Raw genomic sequence first — 13,975 nt, 5'->3', positions numbered from 1 at the left:
TAGTTTTCACGATGAGTTACTTCTGCCGCCTCCCCGCGTGGGACCGGCCGTCATCGTGGAGGTGCCCAGTGCTGGGTCCTGTGCTGCTCGCCGCGCCCCGTGTTACGGCAGGATCTCCAGCTGAACCGCGCTCTGGGTGCCCTGAAGGCCGGAGGTGAGGCAGTCCGTGGGCAGTTGCCGGGGCGGCGAGATCACGGTCCGGCGTACGGAGTGGCCTTCACCGCGTCCCTCCACGACCCTGCCCGACTGCAGGACGTCCAGGGCTCCCGCGACGCGGGCGGTGGTGACAGCGTCGATGACGATCACCGACCGGCCGCCGTCGGCGTAGCGGACGGTTTCCGTGCCGCTGGCGTCGGACAGCGAGAGGCAGGATGTCGCCGGGGCGACGGCGTCGAAGGAGCTTGTCGCCGGGGTGGTGCGGCCGGGGGCGATGGTGCAGGAGGTGTAGCGCACGTCGGCGTGGATGCGGGTCTCCCGGGACAGGACGACAAGCGGCGGGTCATAGCTGCCGTGGGCGGTGCCCGTGCAGGTGACAGCCCCGTCCCCGGCTGTCCCCGCCTGACCGGCCGGCGCCCACACCAGCGACGAGACCACCAGCGCCAGGGACCCCAGCGCCACCGTCGTACCGCGCCTGCTCAGCACATTCCCCTCCAGCAAGTCCACTGCTCTTACGGATACTTGGGCTACCCACGCGTGCGGCTACCCGATCAGGCGCCTCGAAGTCACCGTCGGCGCACACCCGCCTCAGCGCGCTGCCGCCTACGCCTGTCCTCCCGGCGGGCCGCTTGGGATCCGGAACGCGCCGGGTAGGAAGCGCCGGACGAGCCCTCGTCGAGCAGAAGCGTGAACCGAGCGGGAGGAGACCCGAGTGAGCCGTACGACCACCACAGCCGCCAACGCCGCGAGAGCACGCGTGTTCGCCATGATGGACGCCGACGGGGACCAGGTCGTCACACGGCACGACTACCTCTCCCGCATCGACCGGACCGTCCTGGCCACCGGGCGCACGGAGGACGACCCGCTCGTCGTCACCGCCCGCTCGGAAGGCGTCAAAGCCTGGGGTGCGATGGACGCGGACAACGACGGGAAGCTGACCTTCGACGAGTACAACGCGTGGGTGGGCGCCGACAAGTTCGACAACGTCTGCCGGTTCGCGCTCGGCGCGCTCTTCGACCTCGCCGACGCGGACGGCGACAGCGCCCTGGACAAAGCCGAGTTCACCACACTGCGCACCGCGCTGAACAACCCGCCGGAGAACGCCGCCGCCGCGTTCGATGCGCTGGACGCCGACGGCGACGGCCGAGTCGGCCGTGACGCGTACCTGGCGTCGATCCGCGCCTACATCGTCGGCGACGACTCCCCGATGGGCGAGGCCCTGTACTGAGCGCTCCGCTGGAAGTGCGGTCATTCGACTGCGGGCCGTCGGTGGCTGGTCGCGCCCACGCGGCGAAGCCGCAGATCGGTACTTCCCCGCGCTCCTTACGGGGCGCGATACCGCAGCGGACTTCCACAAGTCCGCCCAGCGGGCTCCGGGCCGGAACAGCCCAACATTTTCACCGGCCTTCAAGGCCAGCTTCAAGGCCGGAGCATGACGTTCACCGTCCCGAAGGCGGAGGCGCCCTTGTACCGCTTGTCGCCCTGGAACGTCGCGGTACAGCCGTTGGCGAGCGTGCCGATGACGGTCGGCCCCAGGCGGGCGGTCCCGTTGCAGGCGGCCTCTCCTTCGCCGTCGGTGACCGCCCGGCAGATCTCGACGCCGCCCGGCGTCCAGAAGTACACCTTCTTGCCCGCCAGCGGTTCGCCGCTCTCGGCGTCGAACAGGAAGGCCCTCACCCCGGCGGAAGGCGGGAAGAGATTGGCGGCCGCCTCCCGCGTCACCAACCGGGTCGCGCATCCTCGTGCGCGCTCCCGTCTCCGTGGGCGGAGGCCGCCGGGGCGCTCCCCAGGGCGGCCGCGACGGCCACAGTGAGCAGGGGCACGGCGGACCGGAGCATGCGGGCGGGCGTGGGAACTCCTCGGGGAGGGCGGGAAGAGCCGGTCGATCGTCTCTTCGTACAGCCCGATCAACGGCGCGGCGCTGCCATGGTTACATCGCTCCCGGCCCGCTTCACCTTGGAGTGCCCGCCCCTGCCCGGCCCAGGAAGCGCGGGCCGCTGTGCGGCAGTTCACGGACACCCGCCAGCTGTCGGCGGGTGTCACGCCTCGTACCCCGCCGGCGCTGAAGGTGTTGACGGAGATGGAGTAAGTGCCGCTCACGCAGCGCGAGATCAACAGTTCGACACCGGTGGGTGGGTTGGCATATCGCAGCCGAGGACCGACTCCGCACCCACTAGGGTGGACTCGGCACCAACTCTCCGGGAGGACTCGTGAGCGACAAACAGTGGGACCACATCCTCAGCGAGGCCCGCGAACACTCCGGATATACCGGCCCCGTACCGGCGCGGACCGTCGCGGCCATCGAGTCAGCACTGGCGGAAGTCCGCCACCGCGCGTACCGGGACGAGCTGGAACGGCTCGGTGACGGGGCGGCGTTCGACGCGTTCCTCGACGACTGGTGGGTCCAGGCCGTCGCCGACAACGCCGACGAGGACTCCCGTGAAGCGGCCGTCGACTGCGCCGACATCGCCATCGCCCTGCACGTGAAGGCCAGCCCGGGGCCGACGTACACGGCGGCCGAGGTCGACGCGATGCTCGCCGAGGACGCCGCGTGACCCACACGATCATCTGGGAGTTCCGCGCCCGGCAGGGCCTTGACAAACTGCGGGCCCGTGACGATGTGGCGGTGCGGGCTGTGACGCGTGCGATCAACGGGCTCGCCCGCGATCCGGAGCCGCTGAACAGCAGCAAACTCGGCGGTACGGGGCTGCGCCGGTTACGGGTCGGCGAGTACCGCGTCACCTACGAGATCGACGGCTTGAACGAAGCGATCAAGGTGTTGATGGTCGGCAAGGTCGCCCTCTCCTGAAGTGCCTTTGCGCGATGCCGCACTGCAGGTGACCGGCCGCCGCGGTGCACACGACCGTCGTCCGGGCGACATCACACAGCGGCGTTCAGCATCCCTCACTCCTCCGGCGGGAACACCGCCTCCCCCGCACTCCCCCGGATCGTGATCGCCTCCACCGGGCACCCCTCCGCCGCCTCCAGCACCGCGTCGGACGGCGGCGTCGTCTCCTCCGTCGGGTGGGAGCGCCGCGCCTCGTCCAGGCGGAAGGCGTCCGGGGCCGTCGCCGCGCAGAGGCCCGAGCCGACGCAGAGGTGGCGGTCCACGGTCACCCGCCAGCCGTCGGCGGGCTTCATGCCTCGTACCCCGCCGGCAGGTGGATCATCTTGTGTTCCAGGTACGCGGCGAAGCCCTCGGGGCCGAACTCGCGGCCCAGGCCGGAGTTCTTGTAGCCGCCGAAGGGGCCGAGCATGTCGAGGCTGAAGGTGTTGACGGAGTAGGTGCCGGTGCGGACGCGGCGGGCGATGTCGAGGCCGCGGGGCACGTCGGCGGTCCAGACGCTGCCGGAGAGCCCGTAGTCGGAGTCGTCGGCGATACGGACGGCCTCCTCCTCGTCCTCGTAGGGCAGCAGGCAGATGACGGGGCCGAAGATCTCCTCGCGGGCGATGCGCATGGTGTTGGTGACCTCGCCGAAGAGGGTGGGTTCGACGTACCAGCCGCGGTCCGGGGCGGCGGGGCGGCCGCCGCCCGCGAGGATCTTGGCGCCCTCCCGCTGCCCGAGCGCTATGTAGTCGAGCGAGCGGCGCTGCTGCCGCTCGGCGACGAGCGGGCCGATCTGGGTGGCGGGGTCGAGGGGGTCGCCGACGACGAGGGCCCCGGCGGCCGCGGCGAAGCGTTCGGCCAGCTCGTCGTAGTGGGCGCGGGGGACGAGGATGCGGGTCTGGGCGACGCACGCCTGGCCGTTGTTCATCCAGGCGCTCGGGACGATGCCCGCGACGGCGGCCTCCAGGTCGGCGTCCGGGAGGATGATCGCGGCGGACTTGCCGCCCAGTTCGAGGGTGACGCGGGTGAGGTTGCGGGCGGCGACCTCCATGACGCGCTTGCCGGAGGCGACCGATCCGGTGAAGGAGACCTTGTCGACACCGGGGTGCCCGACGAGGTACTCGCTCACCTCCCGGCCCGCGGGCAGGATCGACAGCACGCCTTCCGGCAGTCCGGCCTCGGTGACGATCTCGGCGAGCAGGTACGCGTCGAGGGGCGTCTCGGGTGCGGGCTTGAGCACCACCGAGCAGCCGGTGAGCAGCGCGGGCGCGAGCTTCGCGGCGGTCACGAACTGCGGCACGTTCCACGGCACGACCGCCGCGACCACGCCGACCGGCTCGCGCCGTACCAGTAAGGGCCCGAGGACCCCGGCCCGCCGCTCCTCGTAGGGGATGTCCCGGGCGACGGCGAGGGCGGTGTCCCACACCATCACCGCGCCGAGGGCCTGCGCGAGGACGCTCCAGGAGTACGGGGAACCGTTCTGGGCGGAGATCAGCCGGGCGATCTCCTCGTGGCGGGCGGCGATGCCGTCCTTGATCCGGGTGACGACGGCGAGCCGGTCGGCGAGGGGCCGGTCCGCCCAGGTGCCGGAGTCGAAGGCGGTACGGGCCGCGGCCACGGCCCGGTCGACGTCCTCGCGGGTGGCGTGGGGCACGCGCCCGATGACGTCCTCGGTGTGCGGCGAGACGACGTCGATGGTGTCCCGGCCCGCCGGGCCGGTCATCGTGCCGCCGATGAAGAGCTGTCCGTGCTCGACGATCCCCGTCATGTCCCGCCGCCTCCCGCGCGTCTGCGGAGCTGCTTTTTCTGACGTCCCGTCAGAACGGGATACCAGGTTCCGGCGGCGCGGGCAACGGGATGCGCCCCGGTAAGGGGCGCGGGGAGGCATCGGTCTGCGGCTCCGCCGCGTGGGCGCGACCGGCCACCGGCTGCCCGCGGCCGCCGGCCACCCCGCGTACCGGGCCCGAAGGCGACATAACGACGCACTGCCGGAGGCTAAGGTGTCCGTGACAACTTCATCCGCCTCGGAACGGGGAAAGCCGGTGCGAATCCGGCGCTGACCCGCAACCGTCACTACGGTCCGCCCGCGCGGCGGTCCGTACGAGCCGGACCACCCGTGCCAGGCGGCAGGCTCCCGGATCCGGTCGCGCCGCCCTCGCGGTGCCGCCCGGTCCACTGGCACCGCCGAGGTATGCGGCGCCGAGCCCGGTGCCGCCGCGTGATCGTCGCGGAGGGGTCGCCGTGCGCGGCTGCAACGCCGTGTCCCCGGGCGCTGCCGGTCCACCGCAGTGACACCCACCGAGAGGCACCGACCCCATGGCCCCCTCCTTCGCCGTCCACGCGCGCCGCGGCGCCGCGGCCCTGGCCACCGCCGCCGTCCTGAGCGCGGCCGTGGCACCCGCCGCCGTCGCCGACGGCTCCCCGTCCCCCGCGGCCCCCGGGCTGTTCGGGACGTCGGACCCGAAGTTCGACGGTGTCTTCCGGCAGTCGCTGGCCCTCCTCGCGCAGCACACGGCGGGCGTCGCACCCGCGAAGCAGGCCGTCGACTGGCTGACCGGGCAGCAGTGCGCGGACGGCGGCTTCACCGCGTACCGCGCCGACGCGGGCACGGCGGGCAACGCGGGCAAGGCGTGCGACGCGAAGACCCCGCTGGACAGCAACGCGACGGCCGTCGCCGTCCAGGCCCTCGCCGCGCTCGGCGGGCACGGCGCCGAGGTGACCAAGGCCGTGGGGTGGCTGAAGGCCACGCAGAACGAGGACGGCGGCTGGAGCTACAACCCGGGCGGCCCGAGCGACGCCAACTCCACGTCGATCGTGATCGGCGCGCTGGCGGCCGCGGGCGAGGACGCCGCGAAGGTCACCTCCAAGAAGGGCCGCTCCGGCTACGACGGGCTGGTCGCCCTCCAGCTGGGCTGCGACGCCGCCGAGGCCGACCGCGGCGCGTTCGCGTACCAGCCCGACAAGTCCGGGAAGCTCGCCGCCAACGCCGCCGCCACGGCCGCGGCCGCCCTCGCCGGGCTGGGCAAGGGCTACGCCGTGGAGCCCGTCGGCAAGGACGCCAAGGACGCCAAGGACAGCACGGACGTGAAACCGCTGTCGTGCAAGGGCGACGAGGCCGGCACGTCCGACCCGAAGGCGGCCGCGGGCGCGGCGGCCGCGTACCTCGCGCAGGTCATGGACAAGGAGCAGGACGGCCCGCACCTGGCCGCCGTCCAGCCCGGCGCCGACAAGCCCGCGCCCGACTTCGGCAACACCGCCGGGACCGTGATCGCCCTCGCCGCGGGCGGGCACCGCGACGCGGCCGCGAAGCCGCTGAAGTGGCTTGAGCAGAACTCCGCGGCCTGGGCGAAGACGGCGGGCCCGGCGGCCTACGCCCAGCTCGTCCTCGCCGCCCACGCCGCGGGCGCGAACCCGCGCGACTTCGGCGGCGCCGACCTCGTCGCCCAGCTCACCGCGACCGGCCCGAAGGCGGACGCCGCGGCCTCCCCGTCGGGCTCCGAGGAGCCGAAGAAGGAGAAGGAGAAGGAGAAGAAGGACGGCGGCAGCGGCTTCGGCACCTGGTGGATCGTCGGCGTCTTCTTCGTGGCGAGCGTCGGCGCGGGCTTCCTGATCAGCGGCCGCAAGAAGAAGAACCAGCTGTGAGCCGTCCGCTGCGCGGGCTCGGCGCCCTGCTGCTCGCCGGTGTCCTCGCGGTGCTCGCCGTCGCCCCCGCGCACGCTGCCGGCTACCGCTACTGGTCCTTCTGGGAGGGCAAGGGCGGCTCCTGGGCGTATGCCACGCAGGGCCCGTCCACGGCCCGCCCCGGGGACGGTGACGCCATCGGCTTCCGGTTCGCCGTCAGCGAGGACTCCAAGAACGCCGCGAAGCCCGCAGCCGCCCCCGACTTCGGGGCCGTCTGCGGCCGTACCCCGGCGAAGGACGGCAGCAAGCGCGTCGCGGTCGTCCTCGACTTCGGGTCGGCCGCGGAGGCGCCTTCCGGCGAGACGCCGCCCGCGTCCCGTACCGCCTGCGCGCAGGTCGGCGAGGACGCGAGCGCCGGTGAGGCGCTGGCGGCCGTCGCCAAGCCGCTGCGCTACAACTCCTCCGCGCTGCTCTGCGCCATCGCGGGCTACCCGAAGACGGGCTGCGGCGAGCAGGTGAGCGGGAACGGGAAGGAGAGCGCGGCGCCGTCCGCGACCGGCACCACGAAGAGCGACGACGGCGGCGGCCCCTCGGCGGGCCTGCTCGCGGGCGTCGCCGCCGTGGTCGTCCTCGGCGCCGCGGGCGTCTGGCAGGCGCGCCGCCGCAAGCGCGGATGAACGCGGACGAACGGAGCGGCGACCGCACGACGGCTGCGGCCGAGCCGCTCCCGGAACCACTGACCGTGCCGCGCCCCGGCCGCGACCGCTCCGCGGCGGGCCGCCCCGAAAGGGGCGCGGGGCCGTGTTCCATTGAGCGGCTCCGCCGCGTGGGCGCGGCAAGCCCCCACCGGCCCGCAGCCGCGCTGCCACCCGCAGCCCAACGGCACCAGGCGCCCGGCGGCGAGCGCACCGCACGCGCGGACACCCTCCACGCCGGCGCCTGGTGGATCTGGGCCCTCGGCCTGGCCACCGCCGCCTCGCGCACCACCAACCCCCTCCTCCTCGGCCTGCTCGTCGGCGTAGCCGGTTACGTGGTGGCGGCGCGGCGCACGGACGCGCCGTGGGCGCGCTCGTACGGGGCGTTCCTCAAGCTCGGGCTGGTCGTCATCGGCATCCGGCTGGTGTTCGCGTTCGTGCTGGGCTCCCCGATCCCCGGTACGCACGTCCTGGTCACGCTCCCGGAAGTACCGCTTCCGGACTGGGCGCGGGGCGTGCGGATCGGCGGCCGGGTGACCGCGGAGGGCCTGGTCTTCGCGCTGTACGACGGGCTGAAGCTGGCCGCCCTGCTGGTCTGCGTCGGCGCGGCGAACGCGCTGGCCAACCCGGCCCGGCTGCTGAAGTCCCTGCCGGGCGCGCTGTACGAGGCGGGGGTGGCGGTCGTCGTCGCGATGACCTTCGCCCCGAACCTGGTCGCCGACGTCCAACGCCTGCGCGCCGCACGCCGGTTGCGCGGCCGCCCGGACCACGGCCTCAAGGCCCTGCTCCAGGTGGGGCTGCCGGTGCTGGAGGGCGCGCTGGAGCGTTCCGTGGCGCTGGCGGCGGCGATGGACGCGCGGGGCTACGGCCGTACCGCGCAGGTCCCGCCCGCCGTGCGGCACACGACGACCGCGCTGACGCTGGGCGGTCTGCTGGGTGTCTGCGCGGGCACCTACGGGCTGCTCGGCGACGCGGGCGCGGGCTACGGCGCGCCGGTGCTGCTGGCCGGGCTCGCGGCGGCGCTGGCCGGGCTGTGGCTGGGCGGCCGCCGTTCGGTCCGTACCCGCTACCGCCCGGACCGCTGGGGCGTACGCGCGTGGCTGGTGGCGGGCTCGGGCGCGGCGGTGGCGGCCCTGATGATCTGGGCGAACGGCCGCGCGGCGGCCGCCCTGCACCCGCCCGCCGTCCCGCTGACCGCGCCCGAACTGCCGCTGTGGCCCGCCGTGTCGATCCTGCTGGGGCTGGTACCGGCGTTCGCGGCACCCGACCCCGGCCCCGGTCCCGACCCTGGCTCTGGCCCCCACCCCGACCCTGACCCCGGCCCCCGTACTCCCGAGGAGGTACCGCAGTGATCCGGTTCGAGCAGGTGTCGGTCACCTACGGGGACGCGGCGGCGCCCGCGCTCGGCGGGGTCGACCTCACCGTGCCCGAGGGCGAGCTGTGTCTGCTCGTCGGGCCGTCCGGGGTCGGCAAGTCGACGCTGCTGGGCACCGTCAGCGGCCTCGTACCGCACTTCACCGGGGGCACGCTGCACGGCCGTGTCACCGTGGCGGGCCGTGACACCCGTACCCACCGGCCGCGCGAACTCGCCGATGTGGTGGGCACCGTGGGCCAGGACCCGCTCGCCCACTTCGTCACCGACACCGTCGAGGACGAGCTCGCCTACGGCATGGAGTCCCTCGGCATCGCACCCGCGGTGATGCGCCGCCGCGTGGAGGAGACCCTGGACCTGCTGGGCCTGGCGACCCTCCGCGGCCGGCCGCTCGCCACCCTGTCCGGCGGCCAGCAGCAGCGCGTGGCCATCGGCTCGGTGCTGACCACCCACCCCCAGGTGCTGGTGCTCGACGAGCCGACGTCCGCGCTGGACCCGGGCGCGGCGGAGGAGGTGCTGGCCGTGCTCCAGCGCCTCGTCCACGACCTGGGCACCACCGTGCTGATGGCCGAACACCGGCTGGAGCGCGTCGTGCAGTACGCGGACCGCGTGCTCCTGCTCCCGGCGCCCGGCGCCGCCCCCGTCATGGGCGACCCCGCGGAGATCATGGCCGTCTCCCCGGTCCGGCCACCGGTCGTGGCCCTCGGCGACCTGGCGGGCTGGTCCCCACTCCCCCTCTCCATACGGGACGCCCGCCGCCGGGCCGCCCCGCTGCGGGAGCGGCTGACGATGCCGGGGCTCCGCCCCGAACCCGCACCGGAGCGTGCTGACGAGCCCGGCTCCGGGCAACCCCCCAAGCCCGTCCGGAGTTTGAGGACGACAGGGGTCCGGGGGCTTGCCCTCAGTTTCGGGAAGGGGCGGGCAGGGGAAGAACTCGCCCGGCCACCCGCCCCGGCCCAGGCCGCCGGCCTCACCGTCCACCACGCCCGGCTCACCGCCCTCCGCGACATCACCCTGACCGTGAACCCCGGCGAGACCATCGCCCTCATGGGCCGCAACGGCGCCGGCAAGTCCAGCCTCCTGCGCACCCTCGTCGGCATGCACCGCCCCACCACCGGCTCCGTACACGTAGGCGGCCTGAAGCCGCACACCACCGCCCCCGCCGAACTCCTGCGCCACGTCGGCCTCGTACCGCAGGAGCCCCGCGACCTGCTGTACGCGGACACGGTCGCCGCCGAGTGCGAGGCGGCGGACGGCGACGCGCAGGCGGAGCCCGGTACATGCCGGGCGCTGGTCGACGACCTGCTGCCCGGCGTGTCCGACGCGACGCACCCCCGCGACCTGTCCGAGGGCCAGCGCCTCGCGCTCGCGCTCGCCGTGGTGCTGACGGCCCGCCCGCCGCTGCTCCTGCTGGACGAGCCGACGCGCGGCCTCGACTACGCGGCGAAGGAACGCCTGGTGGAGATCCTGCGCGGGCTCGCCGCCGACGGCCACGCCATCGTCCTGGCCACGCACGACGTGGAGCTGGCGGCGGAACTCGCGCACCGCGTCGTCGTCATCGCCGACGGCGAGATCGTGGCGGACGGCCCGACGGCGGAGGTCGTGGTCGCCTCCCCCGCGTTCGCCCCCCAGGTGGCGAAGGTCCTCGCGCCACTGCCGTGGCTGACGGTGCCGCAGGTGCGCCGCGCGCTGGAAGCCCGGGAGGGAACGACGTGAACAGCCGCCTCGAATCCCCTGTGCCCGACTCCCCTGTGCCCGACTCCCCTGCGCACGACTCCCCTGCGCACGACTCCCCTGCGCACGACCGTCAGGCGCGAGCCGTCCGCCTCGGCCCGCGGTCCGTCTGCGCCCTGCTGCTGATCTCGGTCATGGGTGTCATGGCCTTCGGCTGGCCGCTGCTCGCCGGTTCGGCGTCCGGGCTCGCCCACTCCAAGGACGCGCCGTGGCTGTTCGCCGCGCTGCTCCCGCTGCTGCTGGCCGTCGTGATGGCCACGATCGCCGACACCGGCCTGGACGCGAAGGCCATCGCGATGCTCGGCGTACTGGCCGCGGCGGGCGCGGCGCTGCGCCCGCTGGGGGCGGGCACGGCGGGCATCGAGCCGATGTTCTTCCTGATGGTGCTGTCGGGCCGGGTGCTGGGGCCGGGCTTCGGCTTCGTCCTCGGCTCGGTGTCGATGTTCGCGTCGGCGCTGCTGACGGGCGGGGTCGGGCCGTGGCTGCCGTTCCAGATGCTGGCGATGGGCTGGGTGTCGATGGGCGCGGGCCTCCTCCCGGGCCCGGACCGGCTCCGGGGCCGGGCCGAGGTGCTGATGCTCGCGGGCTACGGGGCGGTGGCCTCCCTCTGCTACGGCACGGTCATGAACCTCCAAGGCTGGCCGTACATCGGCTCGTTGGCCTCGGGCATCTCCTTCGTCCCGGGCGACCCGCTCCCCGACAACCTCTCCCGCTTCCTGGCCTACTGCCTGGCCACGTCCCTCGGCTGGGACCTCCCCCGGGCCCTGGTCACGGTCACCGCCACGCTCGCCCTGGGCCCGGTCCTCCTCAAGGCGCTGCGCCGGGCGACGCGGCGCGCGGCGTTCGAGGCACCGGTGAGCTTCAAGGAACCGACCATGTGACGAAGGCCGCGTGAACGGGGCATGTCGTCAGCGATGCGCAAGAAGGCACGGCTGGACAGACCACATACGGATGTCCAGTCCGAGGTTTCCGGCCGATTGTGCCGAAGCTTCCGGGCGCGCCTCCCCGGCCCTCACCACGGGCCCTCGACACCGGCCGCACGGGCGGGCGAACTCTCCCGTGGAGCGTCATTGGCTTGTTCGGCGGCGCGCCCCGGCCTTTCGGAGCCACAGCCGCCCATGGCCTGATGCGCCCTGTGACGCACCCCACACGGACCACCAAGCTCTTGGGCGTACAGGCACGGCTCCGAATGCCGAATGCCGCTGTCCCGCCCGGATTCCAGGGAAGAAGGAGAACTCATGTCTCAGCTCATGCCCGACGGAATCTTCGTCATCGGTGCCCACATCGGGTTCCAGGTCGTCCTGACCGCCACCCCGCACGCCGTCGACCACGGCGCTCCCGTCATCGCGGCCCCCCAGGAGCAGCCGTTCCCGGGCCCCGGCCAGCAGTGGCGGGTCCACCGCGTCGCCGACTCCGGGCTGCCGGGCCGGTACATCATCCGTCCCGCGTTCGAGGAGGACGGCGCGAAGCCCGTCCTCACGGACAACCCCCAGGACGACCTTCTCTGGGTCAACAGCGTTCCGCCGCTGGAGTGGGTGATCAACCCCACCCCGAGGGGATTCACCATCTTCAACGACAAGGAGCAGTACCTGACAGCCGAGCACATCGGCGCCCAGATCAGGCTCGGCAAGCCGAACGGCAGCCCCAACCAGACGTGGACCCTGCGCTTCCTCGCACCTGCCGCCGGTTAGCAGGCGCGCTCCCGCCGCACGTTCCCCGAGTGTGAGCGGTGGCCGAACACATCCGGGCCGACGAGGTTCCTCTCGTCGGCCTGGACGCGTTTCCGTGGCCGCTTAACGCGGAGATCGCGGTGCGGATGCACGGATGCACGGGTGCACCTGAGTGCCGCCACGCGAGCGCCCACTGGCCGTCACACGTCCTGACGGGAAGCGTCATCCCTCTTTCCACGGCGCCCTCTGAGGGCCGCCTTGTCCGCAACCTTCATGGCGATCCAGGCCATGAACGCCGTGAACGCGATCTGGCCCCAGTAGGGCTCGATGACAAACCTGTTCACGACGGCGAGGACGACTGCGCACACCGCGAAGACAAGCATCCTGATGACCATTGCCCGGCTCCCGGGCTAGCTCAGAAGGGAACTGAAGCAGCCACTGACACCGGCCCCGACCGCGTTCGCGGCTGCCTCCCTTGCCGCCTTCTTGAGGACGACCAACGAAACGACCTTCGCTCTCATTACGTGAACTCCCGTGTTTTCCAAGGCCTGAAGTGGACACCCGCTGCCCCTGCCGCGTATACGGCTCACGCATCGTCCCGCCGCCCCCCGGTCGGCAACACCTCCACATGGCGGGTCCCGACACCCCCACGTGGCGGGTTTCCGGGAGTACACCCCAGGACCCTCGCGCAGATCGCCACCGGCTTCGGTATCTCCACCGGCCACCGCACCGTCATCAACCTGCTCGCCCAGCACGCGCCCGGGCTCCTGCGCGACCGGGTCGGCGGCAGCCGGGCCGACTACTCCCACAGCGAGGCGTCACAAGCGCTGATTCGCAAGGCAGTTGAGGAGAGATACCCGTGCCCACCACACACCTTGGATGCCTGTCCGTAGCCACTTGGCGTAAGAGCTCCTACAGCGTCGACAGCGGCGGTTGCGTCGAGACGGCCGATCAACAGATCCCCGGCACCGTCCCCATACGCGACAGCAAGAACCCCCAAGGCCCCGCCATAACCCCGACCACCACCGCCTGGTCCGCATTCGTCACGGCCGTCGCCGCCACGGACGGCGACCTCTCCGCCTGACCGACCCCCGTCGCCCTCCGCAGGAGCGGTGGAGAGCCGCATACCGGCCGACGGCACCGAGATCGCGGAACGCCACAGCCGGCGCAGGACGGCGTGGCAGATTTTGCCCATGACGTCGAATGCACTGCATCTCACCGCCGCGATCACACACGAAGGCGAGTGGTACGTCGCACGTTGTCTCCAGGTCGAGGTCACCAGCCAAGGCGGAACCATCAAGGAGGCGCTGACCAACCTCCGCGAAGCCCTGGAGCTCTACTTCGAGGACGCCCCCGCCCCTGAGGTGACCGACGTGATCACCGCCCCCGTCGAGGTCCGCGTCGCATGAGCTGCCGTCCCCACGGACCTGTCCGGAACCGAGATCGCCAGGGCTCTGGAACGCGCGGGTTTCGACCCTGTCTCCACCCGCGGCAGCCACGCCAAATAGCGCAAGGACGACCGCCAGTGCGGGTCGAGGAATTGACCGAAGCGGCGGGTGAGGTCGGCGGAGGCGAGAGCGACACCCATCGGCGTCGTGAAGATGAGCCCGTTGCCCTTCCAACTTGCCCCAGAGGCAGTGCGCTTCCCCTCCTGGCACCCGTATCGGATCTTGAGGGAGCTGACGCATTCTGCGGGGAAGACGATGCATCGCTGGGTGCAGAAACTGGGTAGCTGCTGCGTTCACATTGCCGGTAGGGTCCAGTCTCCCGACCAGCCGTACCAGCGGCTTCCCAGGTTCAGAGAGTGAGCCCTTTCAGGGTTGCCGCTCCAGGGTGAGGACTGCTCTGGCGATTGCCGACATTCGATTTGGGCTGCACCGAGCTTTGCGGAAGATGCGCC

At 72.7% G+C, this 13,975-nt stretch carries 16 protein-coding genes and 1 pseudogene; 11 read left to right on the top strand and 6 right to left on the bottom strand.

The genetic code is table 11. The features are described from left to right. Positions 1-102 precede the first annotated feature (102 nt). Positions 103-642, bottom strand: coding sequence for a hypothetical protein (locus ACWD4A_RS33185; protein ID WP_451199814.1), 540 nt, complete (start codon positions 640-642; stop codon positions 103-105). A gap of 226 nt (positions 643-868) precedes the next feature. Between ACWD4A_RS33185 and ACWD4A_RS33180 the strand changes: the two genes are divergently transcribed. Next, on the top strand, positions 869-1,384 hold the full coding sequence (locus ACWD4A_RS33180) for an EF-hand domain-containing protein (RefSeq protein WP_451199812.1): 516 nt from the start codon (positions 869-871) through the stop codon (positions 1,382-1,384). A gap of 191 nt (positions 1,385-1,575) precedes the next feature. On the opposite strand, the gene ACWD4A_RS33175 is transcribed toward ACWD4A_RS33180, so the two are convergent. Beyond that, positions 1,576-1,881, bottom strand: a complete 306-nt coding sequence (locus ACWD4A_RS33175; protein WP_451199810.1) for a hypothetical protein — start codon at positions 1,879-1,881, stop codon at positions 1,576-1,578. A 485-nt stretch (positions 1,882-2,366) separates the two neighbouring features. Between ACWD4A_RS33175 and ACWD4A_RS33170 the strand changes: the two genes are divergently transcribed. Further along, positions 2,367-2,711, top strand: coding sequence for a hypothetical protein (locus tag ACWD4A_RS33170; RefSeq protein ID WP_451199807.1), 345 nt, complete (start codon positions 2,367-2,369; stop codon positions 2,709-2,711). Next, complete coding sequence (locus ACWD4A_RS33165) at positions 2,708-2,965, top strand: type II toxin-antitoxin system RelE family toxin (protein ID WP_451199805.1); 258 nt, start codon at positions 2,708-2,710, stop codon at positions 2,963-2,965. Before ACWD4A_RS33170 ends, ACWD4A_RS33165 begins: the two co-directional genes overlap by 4 nt. Positions 2,966-3,060: 95 nt before the next feature. On the opposite strand, the gene ACWD4A_RS33160 is transcribed toward ACWD4A_RS33165, so the two are convergent. Together ACWD4A_RS33160 and ACWD4A_RS33155 are read right to left on the bottom strand one after the other, a co-directional pair. Further along, complete coding sequence (locus ACWD4A_RS33160) at positions 3,061-3,297, bottom strand: ferredoxin (protein WP_451199804.1); 237 nt, start codon at positions 3,295-3,297, stop codon at positions 3,061-3,063. Continuing rightward, complete coding sequence (locus tag ACWD4A_RS33155) at positions 3,294-4,751, bottom strand: aldehyde dehydrogenase (protein WP_451199802.1); 1,458 nt, start codon at positions 4,749-4,751, stop codon at positions 3,294-3,296. Before ACWD4A_RS33155 ends, ACWD4A_RS33160 begins: the two co-directional genes overlap by 4 nt. Positions 4,752-5,299: 548 nt before the next feature. Between ACWD4A_RS33155 and ACWD4A_RS33150 the strand changes: the two genes are divergently transcribed. From ACWD4A_RS33150 to ACWD4A_RS33125, 6 genes are all read left to right on the top strand, one after another. After that, positions 5,300-6,625: a prenyltransferase/squalene oxidase repeat-containing protein gene (locus tag ACWD4A_RS33150; protein ID WP_451199801.1), complete on the top strand. Its 1,326-nt coding sequence runs from the start codon at positions 5,300-5,302 to the stop codon at positions 6,623-6,625. Beyond that, positions 6,622-7,281 carry an SCO2322 family protein gene (locus ACWD4A_RS33145; RefSeq protein ID WP_451199799.1) on the top strand — a complete coding sequence of 220 codons (660 nt, stop codon included), beginning with the start codon at positions 6,622-6,624 and terminating at the stop codon, positions 7,279-7,281. Before ACWD4A_RS33150 ends, ACWD4A_RS33145 begins: the two co-directional genes overlap by 4 nt. Continuing rightward, the gene (locus ACWD4A_RS33140; protein WP_451199796.1) at positions 7,278-8,651 is read left to right on the top strand and encodes an energy-coupling factor transporter transmembrane component T; all 1,374 of its coding nucleotides are present in this window, start codon (positions 7,278-7,280) and stop codon (positions 8,649-8,651) included. The genes ACWD4A_RS33145 and ACWD4A_RS33140 overlap by 4 nt, the downstream gene beginning before the upstream one ends. Beyond that, on the top strand, positions 8,648-10,387 hold the full coding sequence (locus ACWD4A_RS33135; protein WP_451199794.1) for an ABC transporter ATP-binding protein: 1,740 nt from the start codon (positions 8,648-8,650) through the stop codon (positions 10,385-10,387). Before ACWD4A_RS33140 ends, ACWD4A_RS33135 begins: the two co-directional genes overlap by 4 nt. A gap of 35 nt (positions 10,388-10,422) precedes the next feature. Next, complete coding sequence (locus ACWD4A_RS33130; protein WP_451199816.1) at positions 10,423-11,286, top strand: ECF transporter S component; 864 nt, start codon at positions 10,423-10,425, stop codon at positions 11,284-11,286. 357 nt (positions 11,287-11,643) lie between these two features. Then, on the top strand, positions 11,644-12,096 hold the full coding sequence (locus ACWD4A_RS33125; RefSeq protein ID WP_451199793.1) for an RICIN domain-containing protein: 453 nt from the start codon (positions 11,644-11,646) through the stop codon (positions 12,094-12,096). A gap of 179 nt (positions 12,097-12,275) precedes the next feature. Here the strand turns inward: ACWD4A_RS33125 and ACWD4A_RS33120 are convergent, their stop codons facing one another. Further along, positions 12,276-12,470 (bottom strand): hypothetical protein, encoded by a 195-nt coding sequence (locus ACWD4A_RS33120; RefSeq protein WP_451199790.1) that lies wholly within the window; start codon positions 12,468-12,470, stop codon positions 12,276-12,278. A gap of 464 nt (positions 12,471-12,934) precedes the next feature. Here ACWD4A_RS33120 and ACWD4A_RS33115 point away from each other — a divergent pair, with 464 nt between their 5' ends. Beyond that, complete coding sequence (locus ACWD4A_RS33115) at positions 12,935-13,159, top strand: DUF397 domain-containing protein (RefSeq protein WP_451199788.1); 225 nt, start codon at positions 12,935-12,937, stop codon at positions 13,157-13,159. Positions 13,160-13,268: 109 nt separating this feature from the next. Continuing rightward, positions 13,269-13,484 carry a type II toxin-antitoxin system HicB family antitoxin gene (locus ACWD4A_RS33110; RefSeq protein WP_451199786.1) on the top strand — a complete coding sequence of 72 codons (216 nt, stop codon included), beginning with the start codon at positions 13,269-13,271 and terminating at the stop codon, positions 13,482-13,484. 405 nt (positions 13,485-13,889) lie between these two features. On the opposite strand, the pseudogene ACWD4A_RS33105 reads toward ACWD4A_RS33110, so the two are convergent. Continuing rightward, positions 13,890-13,975 (bottom strand): annotated as a pseudogene (locus ACWD4A_RS33105) (IS5/IS1182 family transposase); the annotation flags it as partial.

The sequence above is a fragment of the Streptomyces sp. NPDC002537 genome, from assembly GCF_053594975.1.
Note: the sequence above shows the minus strand (reverse complement) of the source record. Positions and strands in the feature narration are given on the sequence as shown.

Coding starts and splice junctions, on each gene's coding strand:
- ACWD4A_RS33160 (WP_451199804.1), bottom strand. CDS start 3,297: ATGAAGCCCGCCGACGGCTGGCGGGTGACCGTGGACCGCCACCTCTGC.
- ACWD4A_RS33155 (WP_451199802.1), bottom strand. CDS start 4,751: ATGACGGGGATCGTCGAGCACGGACAGCTCTTCATCGGCGGCACGATG.
- ACWD4A_RS33150 (WP_451199801.1), top strand. CDS start 5,300: ATGGCCCCCTCCTTCGCCGTCCACGCGCGCCGCGGCGCCGCGGCCCTG.
- ACWD4A_RS33140 (WP_451199796.1), top strand. CDS start 7,278: ATGAACGCGGACGAACGGAGCGGCGACCGCACGACGGCTGCGGCCGAG.
- ACWD4A_RS33125 (WP_451199793.1), top strand. CDS start 11,644: ATGTCTCAGCTCATGCCCGACGGAATCTTCGTCATCGGTGCCCACATC.
- ACWD4A_RS33120 (WP_451199790.1), bottom strand. CDS start 12,470: ATGGTCATCAGGATGCTTGTCTTCGCGGTGTGCGCAGTCGTCCTCGCC.
- ACWD4A_RS33110 (WP_451199786.1), top strand. CDS start 13,269: ATGACGTCGAATGCACTGCATCTCACCGCCGCGATCACACACGAAGGC.